Source organism: Microbacterium sp. 8M (assembly GCF_902506375.1).
Taxonomy (GTDB): Bacteria; Actinomycetota; Actinomycetes; order Actinomycetales; family Microbacteriaceae; genus Microbacterium.
In genome coordinates this window covers 737,368-754,026 of record NZ_LR733284.1, presented here as the reverse complement: position 1 = coordinate 754,026, position 16,659 = coordinate 737,368, and the positions used below count along the sequence as shown (strand labels likewise).

General features: G+C 72.5%; 13 protein-coding genes. 5 read left to right on the top strand and 8 right to left on the bottom strand.

What is annotated here, in order from left to right; genetic code table 11:
• Positions 1-22 precede the first annotated feature (22 nt).
• Together AERO9AM_RS03515 and AERO9AM_RS03510 are read right to left on the bottom strand one after the other, a co-directional pair.
• Positions 23-1,075: a MauE/DoxX family redox-associated membrane protein gene (locus tag AERO9AM_RS03515; RefSeq protein WP_159574912.1), complete on the bottom strand. Its 1,053-nt coding sequence runs from the start codon at positions 1,073-1,075 to the stop codon at positions 23-25.
• A gap of 83 nt (positions 1,076-1,158) precedes the next feature.
• The gene (locus AERO9AM_RS03510; RefSeq protein WP_159574911.1) at positions 1,159-1,716 is read right to left on the bottom strand and encodes a hypothetical protein; all 558 of its coding nucleotides are present in this window, start codon (positions 1,714-1,716) and stop codon (positions 1,159-1,161) included.
• Between the two features lie 133 nt (positions 1,717-1,849).
• Between AERO9AM_RS03510 and AERO9AM_RS03505 the strand changes: the two genes are divergently transcribed.
• On the top strand, positions 1,850-3,673 hold the full coding sequence (locus AERO9AM_RS03505) for an ABC transporter ATP-binding protein (protein WP_159574910.1): 1,824 nt from the start codon (positions 1,850-1,852) through the stop codon (positions 3,671-3,673).
• A 27-nt stretch (positions 3,674-3,700) separates the two neighbouring features.
• Here AERO9AM_RS03505 and AERO9AM_RS03500 read toward each other — a convergent pair whose 3' ends face one another.
• Positions 3,701-5,041 (bottom strand): polysaccharide pyruvyl transferase family protein, encoded by a 1,341-nt coding sequence (locus tag AERO9AM_RS03500; RefSeq protein WP_159574909.1) that lies wholly within the window; start codon positions 5,039-5,041, stop codon positions 3,701-3,703.
• Between the two features lie 104 nt (positions 5,042-5,145).
• Between AERO9AM_RS03500 and AERO9AM_RS03495 the strand changes: the two genes are divergently transcribed.
• Both AERO9AM_RS03495 and AERO9AM_RS03490 read left to right on the top strand, forming a co-directional pair.
• Positions 5,146-6,384, top strand: coding sequence for a glycosyltransferase (locus AERO9AM_RS03495; protein ID WP_159574908.1), 1,239 nt, complete (start codon positions 5,146-5,148; stop codon positions 6,382-6,384).
• A gap of 90 nt (positions 6,385-6,474) precedes the next feature.
• Positions 6,475-7,626: a glycosyltransferase family 4 protein gene (locus tag AERO9AM_RS03490; protein ID WP_159574907.1), complete on the top strand. Its 1,152-nt coding sequence runs from the start codon at positions 6,475-6,477 to the stop codon at positions 7,624-7,626.
• A gap of 45 nt (positions 7,627-7,671) precedes the next feature.
• Here AERO9AM_RS03490 and AERO9AM_RS03485 read toward each other — a convergent pair whose 3' ends face one another.
• Positions 7,672-8,634: a glycosyltransferase family 2 protein gene (locus AERO9AM_RS03485; RefSeq protein ID WP_159574906.1), complete on the bottom strand. Its 963-nt coding sequence runs from the start codon at positions 8,632-8,634 to the stop codon at positions 7,672-7,674.
• A gap of 131 nt (positions 8,635-8,765) precedes the next feature.
• Here AERO9AM_RS03485 and AERO9AM_RS03480 point away from each other — a divergent pair, with 131 nt between their 5' ends.
• Positions 8,766-9,959: a glycosyltransferase family 4 protein gene (locus AERO9AM_RS03480; RefSeq protein ID WP_159574905.1), complete on the top strand. Its 1,194-nt coding sequence runs from the start codon at positions 8,766-8,768 to the stop codon at positions 9,957-9,959.
• Positions 9,956-11,017: a glycosyltransferase family 4 protein gene (locus AERO9AM_RS03475; protein ID WP_236602461.1), complete on the top strand. Its 1,062-nt coding sequence runs from the start codon at positions 9,956-9,958 to the stop codon at positions 11,015-11,017. Before AERO9AM_RS03480 ends, AERO9AM_RS03475 begins: the two co-directional genes overlap by 4 nt.
• Positions 11,018-11,126: 109 nt before the next feature.
• Here the strand turns inward: AERO9AM_RS03475 and AERO9AM_RS03470 are convergent, their stop codons facing one another.
• From AERO9AM_RS03470 to AERO9AM_RS03455, 4 genes are read right to left on the bottom strand one after another with little or no spacing between them, the layout of a single operon-like run.
• Positions 11,127-12,014 (bottom strand): polysaccharide pyruvyl transferase family protein, encoded by an 888-nt coding sequence (locus tag AERO9AM_RS03470; RefSeq protein ID WP_159574904.1) that lies wholly within the window; start codon positions 12,012-12,014, stop codon positions 11,127-11,129.
• Entirely contained in the window at positions 12,011-13,162 is a 1,152-nt protein-coding gene (locus tag AERO9AM_RS03465) for a glycosyltransferase family 4 protein (protein WP_159574903.1), read from the bottom strand. The genes AERO9AM_RS03470 and AERO9AM_RS03465 overlap by 4 nt, the downstream gene beginning before the upstream one ends.
• Positions 13,159-14,925 carry a polysaccharide biosynthesis tyrosine autokinase gene (locus tag AERO9AM_RS03460; RefSeq protein ID WP_159574902.1) on the bottom strand — a complete coding sequence of 589 codons (1,767 nt, stop codon included), beginning with the start codon at positions 14,923-14,925 and terminating at the stop codon, positions 13,159-13,161. Before AERO9AM_RS03460 ends, AERO9AM_RS03465 begins: the two co-directional genes overlap by 4 nt.
• A 1-nt stretch (position 14,926) precedes the next feature.
• Positions 14,927-16,375: an O-antigen ligase family protein gene (locus AERO9AM_RS03455; RefSeq protein ID WP_159574901.1), complete on the bottom strand. Its 1,449-nt coding sequence runs from the start codon at positions 16,373-16,375 to the stop codon at positions 14,927-14,929.
• Positions 16,376-16,659 lie beyond the last annotated feature (284 nt).

Genomic DNA, 16,659 nt, shown 5'->3' with positions numbered 1-16,659 from the left:
TCGACGCTCACCGGAGGGTCGGTCACTCCGCCGCCGCGGCGGCGGGATCCGGCTCGGTCGGCGGGCGTTCCCCGTGCAGCGCCTCGAACACGTCGCCGATGAACTCCTCGATGGCCACGTCTCCGGTCACCGGGCCGCCGGCGAGCAGACCGTCGGCGCCGAGCAGCACGGCGGTCGGTGTGGACCACTCCTCGATCGAGCCGGCGACGTAGTCGCCGGGATCGTGCAAAGACTGCGGTTCCTCGCGCTCAGCCCAGCGACTCGTCGTCGGCTCCACCAGCAGCAGCCGCACGTCGACCTCGGGCAGGAGTGCGCGGTAGTGCATGCGGCGATCCCGGATCGTCTCGCAGTGCCCGCACATCGACGACAGCGCGAGCAGCAGGATCGGCTTCTTCGCCGCGAGCGCGCGGAGGTTCACCTCGGTGCCGTCGGCGAAGGTCACGGGAACCGCCGGCGTGCGGCGGCGCGCATAGTCGCCGTCGCCCTCCGGCACGGATCCGTCCGCGTCGGCCGAGCGCGCGCCGGCCGCACCCACCACGGGCACACCGGGCGCGGCGGAGGCAGTCCCCGGGTCGCGCCACAGCACGAGCGCCGTCGTGACGACGGCGACCGCCGCCGCGAGCAGCCAGGGCAGCTGCGCGACCCCGGCCGCGAGCGCACCACCCGCGAGCGGCGTGCCGGACGCACAGACCGCGGCGCCGATCGCGAGCAACGTCAGCCAGACGTTGCGCACCACGGTCGCGCGGGTGACGCGCGCCGGAGCCCCGAAGCACGTGCACGACGCTCCGCCGCGAGATGCGGCCCGGGCCACGAGCACCGTGTAGGCGAGCATCAGCGCCACGGCCGCGGCACCGGCGAGAACGCCGAGCCAGCCGCCGAGCGCTGCCACAGCGATGGCGAGGATTCCCTCCGCCCAGGGGTGCAACCGCAGCAGGGCCGTGCGGCGCAGGGCGCGAGGGACGCCCAGGTCCTCCCACTCCCGCAGGTCGCCGGGCGTGCGCAGCTTCGCCACCGCGCTGACCAGGAGCACTCCCGCGAGCAGCAGCGGCAGCATCACGGCGAACGGAATGGGCATGGTGCGATGCTATCCAGCGGTCGGGTGCCGAGGAATGACGAAGGCCCTGCCGAGGCAGGGCCTTCGTCGAGGTCCAAAGGGCGTCACTGCGCCGCGATGTAGCCCTTCTCCGTCGAGTTGAAGGTCGTGCAGGAACCGCCCTGGATGGGCGGCGCAGACGGAATGGTCGCGTTCGCGACCATCGGAGCTCCGCCGTTGACCGTGTAGGTGATGCTCAGCGAGCCGTTCGAGCTGTTCGTCGCGTTCTGCGTCAGCAGGGCTGCGGTGTAGGTGGTGTGCGCCGGCACGCTGAACGGGTTGGTCTGGCTGGAACCGTCGTTCAGGTTCACGACCAGGACAGACCCGAGGGACTGGCCGTTGAGCGTCGCGGAGATCACGTTGATCGTGATCGGCGAGCCGGTGGGGTTCGCGATCACGAGCCGGAAGGCGTAGCCCTTGTACAGGGACTGCGAGTTGCCCGGCAGCTTGCAGCCCGTGCCCGAGAGCGTGATCGGACACGGGTTCTCGGGATTGAAATCGTTGCAGGCGCTCGCGGCCACGTACGGCACGGTCGCGGCGACGGCCACAGCAGGCACGGCCCATGCCATGGCCTTGGTCACAGTGCGGCGGCTGACGCCCGCCGACAGGTCGTTCTCAGACATATGCAGTTCCCCAGTCGATGCAATGCGTTATGCGACCCCAGATGACGGCATAACGCGGATAGGAGCGATGTTAGCGTATGACCCGAGCATTCCGATACCGGTATTGCAATGATTTCGCGGGAGGACACGCGCGATGGCACGCGATGCAGCCCGCACGGCACCCCGGCTTTCGCTGCTGCGTCAGCTCGGGGTCCTGCTCCGCGTGACGGGCGCGCGTCCGCGCCAGTGGATCCTGACCACGGTGGCCGCCTCCGTCGTGCTCGCCCTGCTCGACATGGCCGGGGTCGCGGCGATGCTGCCTTTGATGGATCTGATCACGACGGGCAAGCCGCAGGGCGCCGTCCTGGAGTGGGTCGCGTCAACGGTCGGCAGCTCGTCGCTGTCCGTGCTGATCCCGGTCGTGGGCGGCTTCATCGCCCTCGTGTTCCTGATCAAGACAGCCGGGTCGCTGCTGTTCCGGTGGTGGCTGCTGGGGCGCACCACGCGGATCACGGCGCTCGCCGCGACCGAACTGATGAACCGCTACGTCCAGGCGCCGTACGCAGCGCACCGGGCGCGCACGTTGAGCCTCGTCTACCGCAACATCAACGATGCGACGACCCAGGCGGCCAGCGTCCTCATGGCCGTGGTCACGATGTGCTCCGACGCGCTCGTGCTGGTCGCGATCATGGCCGTTCTCGCGCTCGCTGCGCCGGGGGCGACCGTGTTCACGCTCATCCTGTTCGGCGGCATCGTCGGCGGGGTGCAGGTCGCCCTGCGCCGACGCCAGCTGCGCATCGGGGAGACGATCGCCCAGGCTGGCCTCGAGGCCTGGCAGGCGCTCATGCCGGGACTCGAGGGCTTCCGCGAGACCCGGCTGAGCTCGCGTGGCTCGGCGTTCGTCGACGACTTCCGCCAGTCCCGCCTGCGCAGCGCCCGCGCCGGACGCGAGCTGAGCTTCATGAGCGACGTCCCCCGCCACATCCTCGAGATCGCGTTCATCATCGCGATCGTGGGGATCTCGATCCTGATGTTCGCGTTCGGATCGGCCGCACAGGTCGTCCCGGTGCTCGGCCTGTTCGCGACAGCCGCCCTCCGGGCGCTGCCCACCCTCACCCGGGTCTCGGCGAACCTCGCCACGATGCGGGTCGGCAGCGTGGGCCTGAAGATCATGGTCGACGCCCTCGCCGAACTGGACCCGGCCGAGCTCTACGACGAGCGGCCCCGCAGCGACGAGCCGTACCGCGGCGACATCGTGCTCGACGACGTCACGTTCCGCTACCCGGACTCGGACGCGATGGTCCTGGACGGGCTGTCGCTCACTATCCAGGAGAACCGCACCGTCGCGTTCACCGGCGGCAGCGGAGCCGGCAAGACCACGGTCGTCGACCTGATCCTCGGCCTCTTCTCCCCCACATCGGGAGCGGTGCGCTGCGGCGGGCGGAGCATCTCGGAGGACCCGGCGACGTGGTACTCGGGCATCGGCGTCGTTCCTCAGGACGTGTATCTGCTGAGCGGCACGATCGCCCGCAACGTCGCCTTCGGGGTGGATCCGGCGGACATCGATCTGGCCCGCGTGCACAGCGCCCTGGCCCAGGCGCAGCTCGCCGACTTCGTCAGCAGCCTGCCCGACGGCGTCGACACCGTCGTCGGAGACCGCGGCACTCGCCTCTCGGGCGGACAGCGCCAGCGCATCGGCCTGGCCCGCGCGCTCTACCGGCGCCCGCGCGTGCTCGTGCTCGACGAGGCGACCAGCGCACTCGACAACGCCACCGAACACGAGATCGCTCAGACGCTGCAGTCGCTGCAGGGCACGATGACCATCATCATCGTCGCGCACCGGCTGTCGACCGTCCGGACCGTCGATCACCTCGTGCATCTGCGCGACGGCGGCATCGCGGCACAGGGCACGTTCGAGCAGGTGCGCGAACAGGATCCCGAGTTCGCGCGTCTCGTGCAGCTCGGCAGGCTGGAGTGACCCGGTCGCGGAGCTGAGCCGCCCGCCTCAGCCCGGCACGGCCTCAGACGCCTGCGATGACGCGAACGGGCGCCGCGCGAGCTCCCGCACCTGAGGCAGCGTCTCCCGGATCCGTTCGCGGAGAGCCGCATCCGCCAGCAGCACGGCGAGCGCACGATCGATCTCGTCGCCGATCCCGGGCGCTGGTTCGAGGGCGTACGCCTCCAGTCCGAACATGCGCGCCAGGCCCTCCACCTTGCCCCGCGTGCGCAGCACCACGGCCGGCGTGCCCTGGGACAGGGCGAGGATCGACAGATGCATGCGGCCCGTGATGACCGCACGTGCCCGCGCCGTGAGCCAGCGCACCTCGGCCGGGCGCAGCGCTCGCTCGATCAGCAGCACGCGGTGAGGGAACGCCGCCGCGGCCGCCGCGCGCCGGCACACGGCGAGGTCGTCGTCGCCGTCGCGCAGGCAGTGCGGCAGCAGCAGGACGCGCGTCGCGCCGCTCGTCAGGCGATCGATGAGCCCCACGAACTCGGGAACGATGTCGACGCGGCGTTCGACGAGCCCGCTGAGGTTGATGATGACCACCGGATCCCGATCGTGCTCGAGCCAGCTCGCGACATCCGCCGGCTCCTGCTCGCCGCCCGCCGAGAAGACCAGGTCGGCGGACGCGATCGTCGCAATGCCGGCGCGGGCGAGGCGATCGGCCGAGATCGGGTCGCGCGCGAACAGCCGCGCCTCTCGAGCCGCCCGCACCATGGCGCGCGTCGCGGCCGCGTCGACGTGCTCACCCCAGCTGAAGCCCAGCACCTGTGCGGGCGCCCCGAGCCGATGCGCGAGCCGGAGCATCTCCGCTCGGGTGACCGCCTCTGCACGGTTGTATCCGCCGTCCATGATGTCGGCGCCGATGACCGCGAACGACCGCGCCGCGCACAGCTCATCCGCAAGGGCGCGCACCTCGCTCCAGCGACCGCGCAGGGTTCCCGCGCTCAGCAGCGGCGCGCGCAGCACGCGCACCCGCGCCTCGTCGGGATCCGGTACGACGTAGGCGTCGGCGGAGCGCATCACCGCCACGACCTCTCCCCGCGTGTTCGCCAGGTACGCCTCGAACATGGCCTGATCGCCGATGTTGCCGCCGCCCGCGGGGAGCATCACGACGTGCCGCTCACGGGGAGCCGCGTGCGAGCGCGGCCTGCGGCCCGGGCCGGTACCGGCGCCGACGCCGAGGTACGCGCGCACGCGCAGACGCTCCCCCGCATGCGCGAGGCGCAGCCCGATATCGGAGTGCACCGCGCGGCGGGCATGCCCGTACAGGGCTCGCCGCAGGCGCATCATGCCGTCCGCCCGCGTCGCGGGCGGTGAACCACTGCGGTTCGAGATCGGCATGGGGTGCCTCCGTCGCGATGCTATTGCCTGGGATCCGGACGGTGGTATATCTGTGACGTGGTTCACCCGCCCTCGCCGGCGTTCGTCGGAACCGGACCGCGGCGATGAGGATCGTCAGCTTCTCCCTGGTCGTGCCCTACGTCGGGATCCCCCATGCAGGTGGCGAGTACTACCGTCGCCACCTGGCCGCGCTGCGCAGTCTCGGGCACGACGTCGTCACCGTCGCCCCCGAGACCGAGGTCAACCGCATCGGCCGCGCGCGGACGGAGGATCCGGGGCGCGTGCTCCTCGTGCCGTGTGAGGGCTGCCGCGGGCTGCGGATCGCCGACCGTGTCGCCGCGGTGCTCGTCCCGCACTGGCTCGCCCCGAGCAGCCGCAGGGCGCTGCGACGCAGCCCGGCCGTGCAGGACGCGCTGGGGACCGCCGAGTTCGTCGAGGCGCAGTGGGAGGAGATGGCGTTCCTGCTTCACGGGGTGAACCGCCCCACGGCCCTGATCGCCCACGACGTGCCGTTGCAGCGCGAACTGCGCTGGCTGCGTGCCGCACGGGCGCAGCGCGCACCTCGGAAGGTCGCATGGCGGGCGTGGCGCGTGTGCACCGTCGCGCTCACCCAACCCGCGTCCTTCCGCGGAGCCGACGTCGTCATCACGCTCAGCGACAAGGACGCCGCGCAGGTGCGCCGCGCATCGCGCCGACCGCGCGTCGTCGCGATCGATCCACCGTTGTGGGATCCGTCCGAGCACCCAGAGCCTCCGGTCGACGGATCCGCCTCGGCGCGCATCGGGCCGGTGGTGTTCGTCGCGGCGTTCGACCGACGCGAGAACGTGGAGGCGGCCGAGTGGCTGCTCGACGAGGTCTGGCCGACGGTTCTCAGGGCACTGCCCGAGACGGGTCTGGCACTGGTCGGCGCCCATCCGCCGGAGTCGCTGCAGCGCCGAGCGGCGCTGACCGCCGGGGTAGCCGTGAGAGGGTACGTCGACGACCTCGACGAGGTGTACCGCATGGCGTCGGCGGCCGTCGTGCCGCTGCACTCCGGGGCCGGCGTGAAGTTCAAGACGATCGACGCGCTGCTGCGCGGCCTTCCCGTCGTCTCGACCACGGTCGGCGCCGAGGGGATCACGGATGACGAAGGACGATTCCCCTACCCGGTCACCGACGATCCTCAGGCGTTCGCCGCCGCGGTGATCGCCGCGCTCCACGCCGTGCCCGCGGCGCATCCCGAGGTGACCCAGTGGGCGCGCACCCGGTATGGCACGCAGCGATACGCGCGCCGGCTCGTCGAGGCGATGCCCGCCCTCGGCGGGGATCCGCACACGGAGCCGTCTCGACACCCGACGCCGTGAAGCGCCTGCCGGTCGTCGACCGTCGCAGACCCCCACAGGGTGAGGCCTCCGCCCGGCGCCCTGCTGCACGCCCAGCCCTAAACTGACCGCATGGGCGAGCGCCGGGTCATCCACGCGATCACGCCCGGCGACCACTTCTCTCCACGCACCGGATCCGCGGTTCCGACGGTCGTGCACCTGCTCGCAGACGCCGCGGTCCGTGCCGGCGCCGCCCCGCACGGCGTGATCCTGGATCGCAGCACCATGACGCCGCGCTACGGCAACGTCGAGCTGATCGAGTACGACCGTGCCCCTGGCGTCACGCGCAGCGGTCGCTACCTCGACGCCATCGCGGGGCGGCTGGGCTTCGCCCGCCCCCGGCTGGCCCGGTGGTACTCCCCGGTCGCCGAGGCCGTGCGCGATCTGCCTCCCGCGGACGTTCTCGCCCACAACGCCCCGATCCTGCCGCAGCTGCTGCGCGGCACAGGACATCGCGTGTCGATCTACGCGCACAATCAGCTGTTCCGCACCTACGCACGTCGCGAGGCCGACCGCACCGTCGGCGGCGCCCATCTCGTGATCTGCGTGAGCGACGCGCTCGCCGAGGAGACCCGCGCCCTGCTGCCGCGCGCCCAGCGCGCGAAGGTCGTCGTGGCGGAGAACCCTGTCGACACCACGCGGTTCAGCCCGCCGGCCCGACGCGCCGAGGGGCCGCGTCCCCTGCGCGTGCTGTTCGTGGGACGGATGATCCCTTCGAAGGGGCCCGACGTCCTGGCCCGCGCGGCGCAGGCATTCGCGCCGGACGAGGCCGAGTTCGTGTTCGTCGGCAGTCACGGGTTCGATCGGCACGCGCACCCGAGCGCATACGAGCGCGAGGTGCGCGAGCTCGCCCGGACCAGCCGCGCGCGCGTGACGTTCCTGCCGTTCGCGGACCGCGACGCGCTGCCGGCGCTCTACCGCGACGCCGACGTGCTGGCGGTGCCGTCGGTGTGGGCCGAGCCCAGCGGCCTGATTCTGGGCGAGGGCATGGCCAGCGGCCTGCCGATCGTCGCCTCGCGCACGGGCGGCATTCCGAGTGTGGTGGGCGATGTGGCCGTGCTGGTGCCGCCGAACGATCCCGATGCGCTCGCAGCGGCGCTCCGCGAGCTCATCAGGGATCCGGCAGCCAGGGCCCGACGCGGCGAGGCCGGTGTCCGCCGCGCACGGCAGCGGGACCCGGACTGGGCATGGGCACGACTGCGCGCGCTGCTGGATGAGAGCTGACCCGGCACGCCGAGGGACTCGGCCTTGTGGTCGGAGCCGAGCGGTTCAGCGGCCCCAGCGTCGAAGAGGACGGACCAGCGCGAGGTGCGCCAGTGCGTCGAGCTGGCCGCGGCAGGCGTTCAGTGGGCGCCCTGCACGCAGTTCCCGCCCGGCGGCAGCCGACTTCGCCCGGAACTTGTGCCGCTGCATGCCCCGCCAGGCCGCCCGGAGAGCGCGCCGATCGGCCGCGGAGTTGTCGGAGGAGAAGTAGGTGCGCGACCACACGGCGCGGCTCTCGCGCACGTTCAGCGCCGTGTTCCCCGAGGCGTTCGCGCCATGACGCCGGTAGCCGACCAGGATCTCGTCCAGGGGCACGAGCGGACCGCGCCGCGAGAGACGCACCAGGGCGTCCCAGTCGTCGGCGACCCGGTACCTCGGGTCGAACCCGCCGATCGCGTCGACCGCCTCACGCCGCAGCAGGATCCCGCTGGGCGGATAGAGGTGATTCTCCAGGAACAGCTCGGGCAGCGTGGCGTCCTCGTCGGGGGCGAGAGGCACCACTCGACCGCCGCGCACGGCCTGGCGCTCCCGCATGAAGCGGGCGAACTCCCCCGCACCGATCGGGGCGGACGCGACGTCGATCCAGTCCGCGATCGCGTACGCGCCGACCGCGTCGGCACGCCTCTCCAGCAGGCCCAGCAGCCGTTCGTAGAGATCGGGCGCCACGAGGTCGTCGTGATCCATGAACACCACGAACTCGACGTCCGTGCCGAGCAGCGCGAGCCCGGTGTTGCGGGTGCGAGCGATCCCCTCGTTGGCCTTCTGCACCAGGGACAGCCTCGGATCCGGGAAGCCGGTGCGCACGATGTCGGCGCCCTTGTCGGACGATCCGTCGTCGAGCACGATCACCTGCAGCGCGGAGTGCGTCTGCCCGAGCACGGAACGGAGCGTCTCGGCGATGTGGCGGGCGCCGTTGTAGAGCGGGATGACGACCCCGATCGTCGCCTCGCCTGCTCGTCCCGCGGTCACGTGCGCTCCTGCCCGTCGCCGCGCCTGTGGGCGCGTCCCGACTCGATGATAGCCAGCAGCACGCGGCCGTCCTCTCGCCACCGCGCGCCGGTTCGGCGGGCATACTGGAACCGCACACGACGGGAGGCGATATGGCGCGAGCCCGGACCCCGCACGCCGCCCGTCAGGCGCCACCGTCCGCGGCATCGGGCGCGCAGCCGTCGCAGGGCGCGGTGCTCTGGCTGAGCGTCGAGGTGCCCGACCGGTTCGGGCAGGGCGGGCAGCGCCGCCAGTACCACCAGATCGCCGCGCTCCGGGAACGCGGGTGGCGGATCGTCGTCGTCAGCCCGGCGGGGCCGCAGGACGACGCCTCGATCGCGGAACTGACCGAGGTCGTCCGGCCTCGGCTGCACGTGAAGGGCAGGGCGGTCCCCGGCGCGGCACGACGGCTCGCGCGCAGGGTGCGCAGCGGGGGCTGGGATGCGATCGTGCTGTCGCATCAGGACTCGGTGTGGCTGCTGCCGGACGATCCCGGAGCACCGGTGCTGCTCGACGTGCACAACGCGATGAGCTCCTGGCTCCTCGCCCGTGGTCTTCCCGAGCAGGCCGATCAGCACCGGCGTCTGGAAGCGCGGGCGATCGCGCGCGCCGATGGCGTCATGACCTGCTCGGACGCCGAGCAGATCCGCCTGGTCGCCCAGCACCCGGATGTGGCGGCGCGCGCCTTCGCCGCGCCCTTGGGCATCGACCCTGCGGAATGGCCCGAGCGTGAGTACTCCCGCAGCGCTCCCCTGGTCGCGCTCTTCGGCGGCTGGGCGTGGGAGCCCAACCGGCGGGGGCTGGACTGGTTCCTCGGCGAGGTCTGGCCGCGGCTCGCGACCCTCGTCCCGGATGCGGAGTGCCGGATCGCCGGCACCGGCATGGACACGTCGTCGGTGCTTCCGGCCGGCGTCGCGTTCGTCGGGAAGGTGCCGAGCCTCGCCGACTTCACGGCGCAGGCCACCGTGATCGCGGTGCCCGTCATCGACGGGGTGGGGGCTGCCATGAAGTTCACCGAGGCGCTCGCGACCGGCGCCGCCGTGATCGCGACGCCGGACGCCGCGAGCGCCTTCCCCGACGCGCCGGCCCAGATCTCGGCGGACCCGGATGCCTGGGCCACCTGGATCGCCGCGCGCCTCACGCACCGGGCCACCGAGCCCGTGCCCGCGGCCGCCCGGGCGCGGGTGCTCGCCGAACGCACGTGGAGCGCGTGCGTCGCGCCGGTGGACGACTGGCTGCGGGCGCACACCGGTGCAGCGCGCGGCGCCGCCGACCGGGCGCGGGCGCACGGGCGGGAGAGCACGTGACCGCTCCGCGACTGTCCCTGGCGACCATCGCGACCGAGGTCCCGATGGGAGCGCAGGCGTACCAGCGCCAGATCGGCGAACGCGCGCAGGCCGCGCTCACGCACGAGGCGTCGGAGCCGTGGACCGTGCGGTCCCTCGTGTTCCGCTCGCTGCGGTCTCGGCTCGAAGGCAACCGCCGCCTTCCGCTGGGCCGGGTGGCGCGGGCGTCGGAGTCCGCGCGCGCCGCACTCGGACGCGCGCTCTTCGCGGGTGACGCCGTGTCCCACCGGATGGCGCTGGAGCTGCCGCCCTCCCCGCACGCCGACGTGATCACGTTGCACGATGTCGTTTCGTGGCGGTTCCCCGATGAATCGGCGCCGGTCGCCGCTGCGGCGGCCGAGGCGCGCCGAGCCGCGGCCGTGATCTGCGTGTCGGCGTTCACCGCGTCGGAGGCGGTGGATTTCCTCGGGGTCTCGGATCCCCATGTCGTGCCGAACGGAGTGGATCCGCGCTACTTCGACGCGGCGCCCCTCTCCACCGAGGCGCGCGCCGGCCTTGGGCTCGACCAGCCCTATCTGCTGCACGCGGGCGGAGCGGCACGACGCAAGAACCTCGAAGCCCTGGCGGCCGCATGGCCCCGGATCCACCGCGAGCGGCCCGGCATGGTCCTCGCTCTCGCCGGCCCGCCGCATCCCCGCCGCACCGAGCTGTTCGCCGGCCTGCCCGGGGTGCACCTGCTCGGACGACTGTCGGACGAGCTCATGCCGGGCCTCGTCGCGGCCGCCCGCGCGGTCGTCGTGCCCTCGCTGTACGAGGGGTTCGGACTGCCCGTGCTCGAGGCGATGGCGGCCCGTGTGCCCGTGATCGCCGCGAACACGAGCAGTCTCCCCGAGGTGGCGGGCGGTGCCGCCGTGATCGTCGAGCCCACGGCCGACGGCGTGACCGACGGCGTGCTGGCGGCCACCTCTGGCGACCCGGCCGTCGACCGGCTCGTCGCGGCCGGCCGGGCCCGCGCCGCGGAGTTCACCTGGGAGCGGTCCGCACAGGGACATGCCCGCGTGTGGAGCTCGCTGCGGTGAAGCAGGATCTCATCTGGTCGCCTTGCCGCGGCACCCGCGCGACAGCCGCGGCACCCGCGCGACAGCCGCGACAGCCGCGTGGGAGTGGCCGCGGCGTGGGTGCGACGCGTCAGAGCCGCAGCAGCCCGGCCGGGTAGCGGGGCAGCGCTCCGAGCACGCCGGGAAGACGCCGCAGCGCCGCCTCCAGCCCCTCGCACAGCTCCGCGATCCGTTCAGCGTCGGCCGGAGTCGCCCGGCGCACCACGGCGTCGGGCGTGCGCACATCCTCGAACGGCAAGAACCGGCTGCGGCCGGGAGTGACGGCCGCCTCGTAGTCGCGGAACTTGAAATCACCGCCGATGAGGGCGGGCTCACGCGTCGTCCAGACGGCAGGGATGCCGTATGCGTCCGCGGTGACCAGCCCGTGCAGCGACGTGGTCAGCACGGCGCCCGCCGCGGCGATCTCCCGGATGACGGTCGGCGCGGACCGATGCACGTTGACCGCTCGCGCACCGTCCCGTTCCGCGAACCCGGTGAGCTCCTGGTCGCCGCGGTGGTGCCCATGCGCGACCAGCACCACCCGGCCGTCGGAGCGGGGCCGGCTCAGGTGGCGCCCCACCAGCAGACCCGGGTCCCCATAGGCGACATCCCCCGCTCCGATCCGCTCGGCCGTGAGCGGTCCGCGCACGGCGAGGACGTGCGCGGCCGGCAGCGCGCGTTCGGCGTCGTCGATCGCGCCGGATCCCCAGATCGCGCCGTCGTAATGCTCGGGCAGGAACTGGATGATGCTGCCGACGCCTGTCAACCGCGCCCGGTCGGGCTCGCGGTGCACGGGAACGATGCCGTACCGCGGCAGCAGGAGCGGGGTCAGCGCGTCGCCGAAATTCGGATGCCCGTCCCACCAGAACGCGGGTACGACCAGGCCCCGCGAGCCCACCGACGGCGCCGCCTGCAGCAGTCGTCGCGCCTGGCGCAGCCGGCGCCGCAGCGGTCCCTCGTAGCTCCACGTCCGCGTCATCCGGCCGCCTCCGCCGTCGGGTAGAGCGGCAGGTACCGGTCCGCCACCCGCTCCCAGGTGAACTCGGCGACCCGATCCGCGCCCGCGCTCGCGAGCCGGGCGCGCAGCGGCGGATCGGTGAGCACGCGCCGGATCGCGGCCGCGAGCGCGTCAACGTCCTGAGGGTCGACGAGGATCCCGTCCTCGCCGTCTCGGACGAACTCAGCGGCACCGCCGCGGTTCGTCATCACCAGCGCGGTCTCCGCCCGCCATGCCTCGAGCGCGGCGATGCCGAACGCCTCGGAGCGGCTCGGCACCACGAGCGCCCAGGATCCGGCCAGCACCGCGGCCACTTCACCGGGTGAGCACCAGCCGAGGAAGTCCACGACGTGCCCGACCCCGAGCACGGCGGCCTGGTCCTGCAGCGCCGCCCGTTCCGGGCCGTCACCGGCGATCACGAGCCGCACGTCCGTGCCGGTGGAGCGCACGCGCGCGAAGGCCTCGAGCAGAAGGTCGAACCCCTTCATCCGGCCGAGCCGACCGACCGCGGCGAGATAGGCGCCCGCCGGGAGCCGCGCACGCACCCCCGGGTCCTGCGTCATGTCCCGGGTCACCCCGTTGGGCACGACCACGCCCCCGGTCAGTCCGAACCGCGCGCGCAGGTCGCTCAGAACGTGCTCCGAGGGCGCCGTGACTGCGACGGCCTCGGCGAGCGCGGAGCGGAGCCCGCGCCGCAGCAGCGCCGACTGGGCGAAGACGTTGTCGTCGTCTCCCGTGGTCTCGCCGTGCGAGGTGACGACGAGCGGTGTGCCGAATCGACGGTGCAGGGCGAGGGCGTACAGCCCGTTCGGTCCGAAGCAGTGCACGTGCAGCACGTCCGGGCGGAACCGCCGGAAAGCCCGCGCCCACTGCGCCCATGCTCCCGGTGCGCGCAGGCCGAACCGCACCAGCGACGCCACGCGCCGAGCCGGAAGAGGCGTCGGCAGATACCGCACGGGGAAGCCCTCGGGGGACTCGGCGTCCATCCGCTCCCCGCGGTCGACCGCCCACACCTCCACGGAGCTCCCGCGGGCCGTCAGGGCACGCGCCACCTCGGCGACGTGCGTCTCGACGCCCCCGACGTGCGGCGCGTACGACGACGTGATCAGCGCGACCCGCGGCGCAGTCACGACCGGCCGCGCTGACGGCGCGGAGCCGCCGGAGCGCCGTCCTCGACGAAGTCGCCCAGGAGGCTCTCGAAGTCGGTGCCCTGCTGTTCCGCGATGGCGGCCGGATCCGCCGCGTCCTCCGCCGGAGCCGCGGTTGCGCGAGCGGCGCGCGCGGCTCGCGCGGACGCCCGGCGCGGTTTCGTGGCGGCGCCGGCCGCCGTGGCCACCGGCACGTTCTGAGACGCCTCCTCCTGCGGCTGCACAGGCACCGGGACGACGGGTGCGACCAGCACCGGATCCGGGATCGGCGCCGAAGCCGCGCCCGTCCGCTGCGGCCCGACGGCCTTCGACTCGCCGGGGACGGAGGCTGTCTGGTCTGCACCGCCCTTCGGCTTCGTCTCGGCCCGTTCGCGGTAGTCGTAGGCGTAGCCCGCCTGACGCCCGGTCATCGAGACGCGGTTCAGCACCAGGCCGAGCACCCGACCTCGCGCCTTCTCGAGCGTGTTCAGCGCCTTGTCCACCACGTCGTAGGTGGTCTTGCCGACCGCGACGACGAGGAGCGCGCCGTCGGCCTGGTTGGTGAGCACCGCCCCGTCGGTGACCGCCAGAACGGGCGGCGCATCGATGATGACGGTCGCGTGCTTCGTGAGGTCCTTCACGAGCTGGTGCATGCGGGCGGACCCCAGCACTTCGCTCGGGTTCGGCGGAATCGTACCGGCGGTCAGCACGGCCAGATTCGGGATGTCCGGTGCGGTCTGCGCCACCTCGTGGAGCTTCGCCCTGCCGGCGAGCACGTCCGTCAGGCCGGCGCCGGCGACGAGGCCGAGCGTCGAGGCGACCGTGGGACGGCGCAGATCGCCGTCGACGAGCACCACGTTCGTGCCCGCCGCGGCGAGGGTCATCGCGAGGTTCGCCGCCACCGTCGACTTGCCTTCGCCGGGCAGGGCGCTGGTGACGACGATGGTGCGCGGCGGATGATCGACGTCCATGAACTGCAGGTTGGTGCGCAGCGCACGCAGCGACTCGCGCACCGCGAATTCCGTGCGGGAGGTGGCGTGAGGCTCGTCCTCACTGACGATCCGCCGTTCGCCGGCGACAGCGTCGACCTTCGGGATGCTCCCGACGAGGGGCACGCCCAGGCGCTGCTCGACATCGTCCGTGCCCCGCACCCGACGATCCGAGATGGCGCGGATCATGGCGAACGCGATGCCGCCGCCGAGGCCGAGCAGCCCGCCGATCAGCAGCGCCGTGGGCACGCTCGGGAAGATGGGCGCCTCCGGCAGCGCCGCGGTCTGGGCGATGTAGATCATGACCGGCGAGGTCCCCGGTTCGCGGTCGATGCCGTCCGTGTCGTCGATCACGGCGACGAGCCCCTTCATCCAGGCGTCCGCGAGTTGCTGCGCCGCTTTGGGCGAGGATGCGGTGGCAGCGATGTTGATGATGTTGGTGCCCTCGGGGTTGGTCACCGTGATCCGTTTCACGAGGGCCTCCGGGCTGTCGGAGAGCCCCAGCGTCTTCGCGGCATCCACGCCGACGCTGCGCCAGCCGGCCATCACCAGGTAGGTGGGCACCTTGGCGCGTGCGAACGTGTCCGTCGACTGCGCGAGCTGCTCCTGCGGGTCCGTCGGCTGCACCCGGCTCTTCACCAGGCCGCTCACCGACGCCTCGTAGACCGGCGTCTGGATCTTCGCCCACCCGTAGGCCGCACCGAGGCCGACCGCGGTCATGAGGATGATCGCGATCCAGTTGCGCCGCAGCGCCCGGAGGTAGTCCCGGATGTCCATGTCAGCCCTTCGGGGTCGATGAATGAGCAAGATCATACAAACGGCGTTCCCGCCGCTCTTCGGCTGTCGAGCGCCGGGCCGCGGCCCGGCGTTCGGACGGGCTCTGCCGCGCATCCTTCGGCGGCGCCCAGTACCGGCCTTCTCCCCGCGAGACCGCGAGTGCCTGCGCGCCCAGGCAGATGCCCGCGATGAGGAAGGGCACCGAGACCTGCGCGGCGACCCAGAACAGGTCGAACTGCGCCGCCGTGATGCGCAACACGACCGCCCCCAGCGCAACGGCGCCGTATCGGGGCGCGACCCGCCACAGTACGACGACGAACCCGCCCCACATGATCGCGAATCCGAGGAGTCCGACCACGCCGGCCGAGGCCGCCACCTCGAGCTCGGCCTGGGGAGGCTGGAAGTGGGCCCACGGGTGCACGTACCAGTACCGCAGGCCGTGTCCGAAGATGGGCGACAGCTTCCACAGCGCATAGACCTCGCGCATCCAGTCCAGACGCGCGTACGCGGAGTTGAACTCGTTGCCCGACGCGAACTGCTCGATCACGCTCTGCACGATGAGGACGACGGCGGGAACGGCGAGGATGGTGATGAACACGGCGTGACCGGCCGCTCCGCGGCGGACGATCAGGACGAACAGTGCGGCGAGCAGCCCCGCGATCGCCTGACGGGACTGGGTGAGCAGCAGCGCCGCGCCGAACGCGACCACGAGCGTCACGGTCCAGCGGCGGGCGAGCCCCAGCCAGTCGGGCCGCGCGTACGCCAGGAAGACACCGAGTGCCAGCGCACCCCCCGCGGCGTTCTTGTGCATCGGCCATGGCCACACGGGATACACGGCGTCGAGGCCGTGCCCCTGCAGAGCGTTGAGCGCGGCCGTCGCGAAGGTTCCTGCCGCGATGAGCGCCAGCATCGCCAGGAGCAGGATCGCGCTCAGCCGTGCGTAGCCCGCCCGGCCGAGCCCCCAGCCGACCACGAGCGCGCCCGAGATCAGCAGCCAGGCGTGGAACCACTCGACGGTGTTCTGCGGGTACGGGTTCGCGATCACCGTGAAGAGGGTGCTGAATTGATAGATGGCATTGAGCCAGAGCATCGCGCGCAGGGGCGGGCTGAATCGACGGCTTCCCAGCAGCACCACGGTCCCGAAGCCGGCGGCCAGCGCCGCATCGGAGACGGTCAGGTCTGCGCCGCCGAGCGCGAGCCGCTCGGTGACGAACGCGATCGGCGCCGCCATCAGGGCGATCGCCAGCGGCACCGACCAGGTGAGCACGACGCCCACGATGAGCGCGGCGAGCGCCGCAGCCGTCACCACGGATGCGGTGTTCGCGTGCTCCAGCAGGAGGTAGACCGCGCACGCCACGCCGGCGGCGATGAGCACCCACTGCCAGGTGACGGCCCACGCCGTGGGCAGGGCGCCACGAACGCGCGATACGACCCCCGCGACTCTGCCCATGTCCCCGGTCCTTTTTCCCCAGGGCGTCATTATCCCACGCCAGTATTCCGCGTGGGGTTCGGAATATCGGACCAGGACACCGGCAAGCGTGCGGTGGGAAAATCTCGATTCGTCACTTTTCGACGCTTCCGCACTCCTTCGGTATGAGCCGTTGTGTACCCCCCCCGCCCGGGCTGACGGACTCCGCGCATCCGCACCCGTCCGGCACCCAGTCCGTCACACCAGGAGCAGGGGCCGGATCCGCCGACGTCGGACCGTTCGCTTGGTTGCAGCCGTCGTGCAGA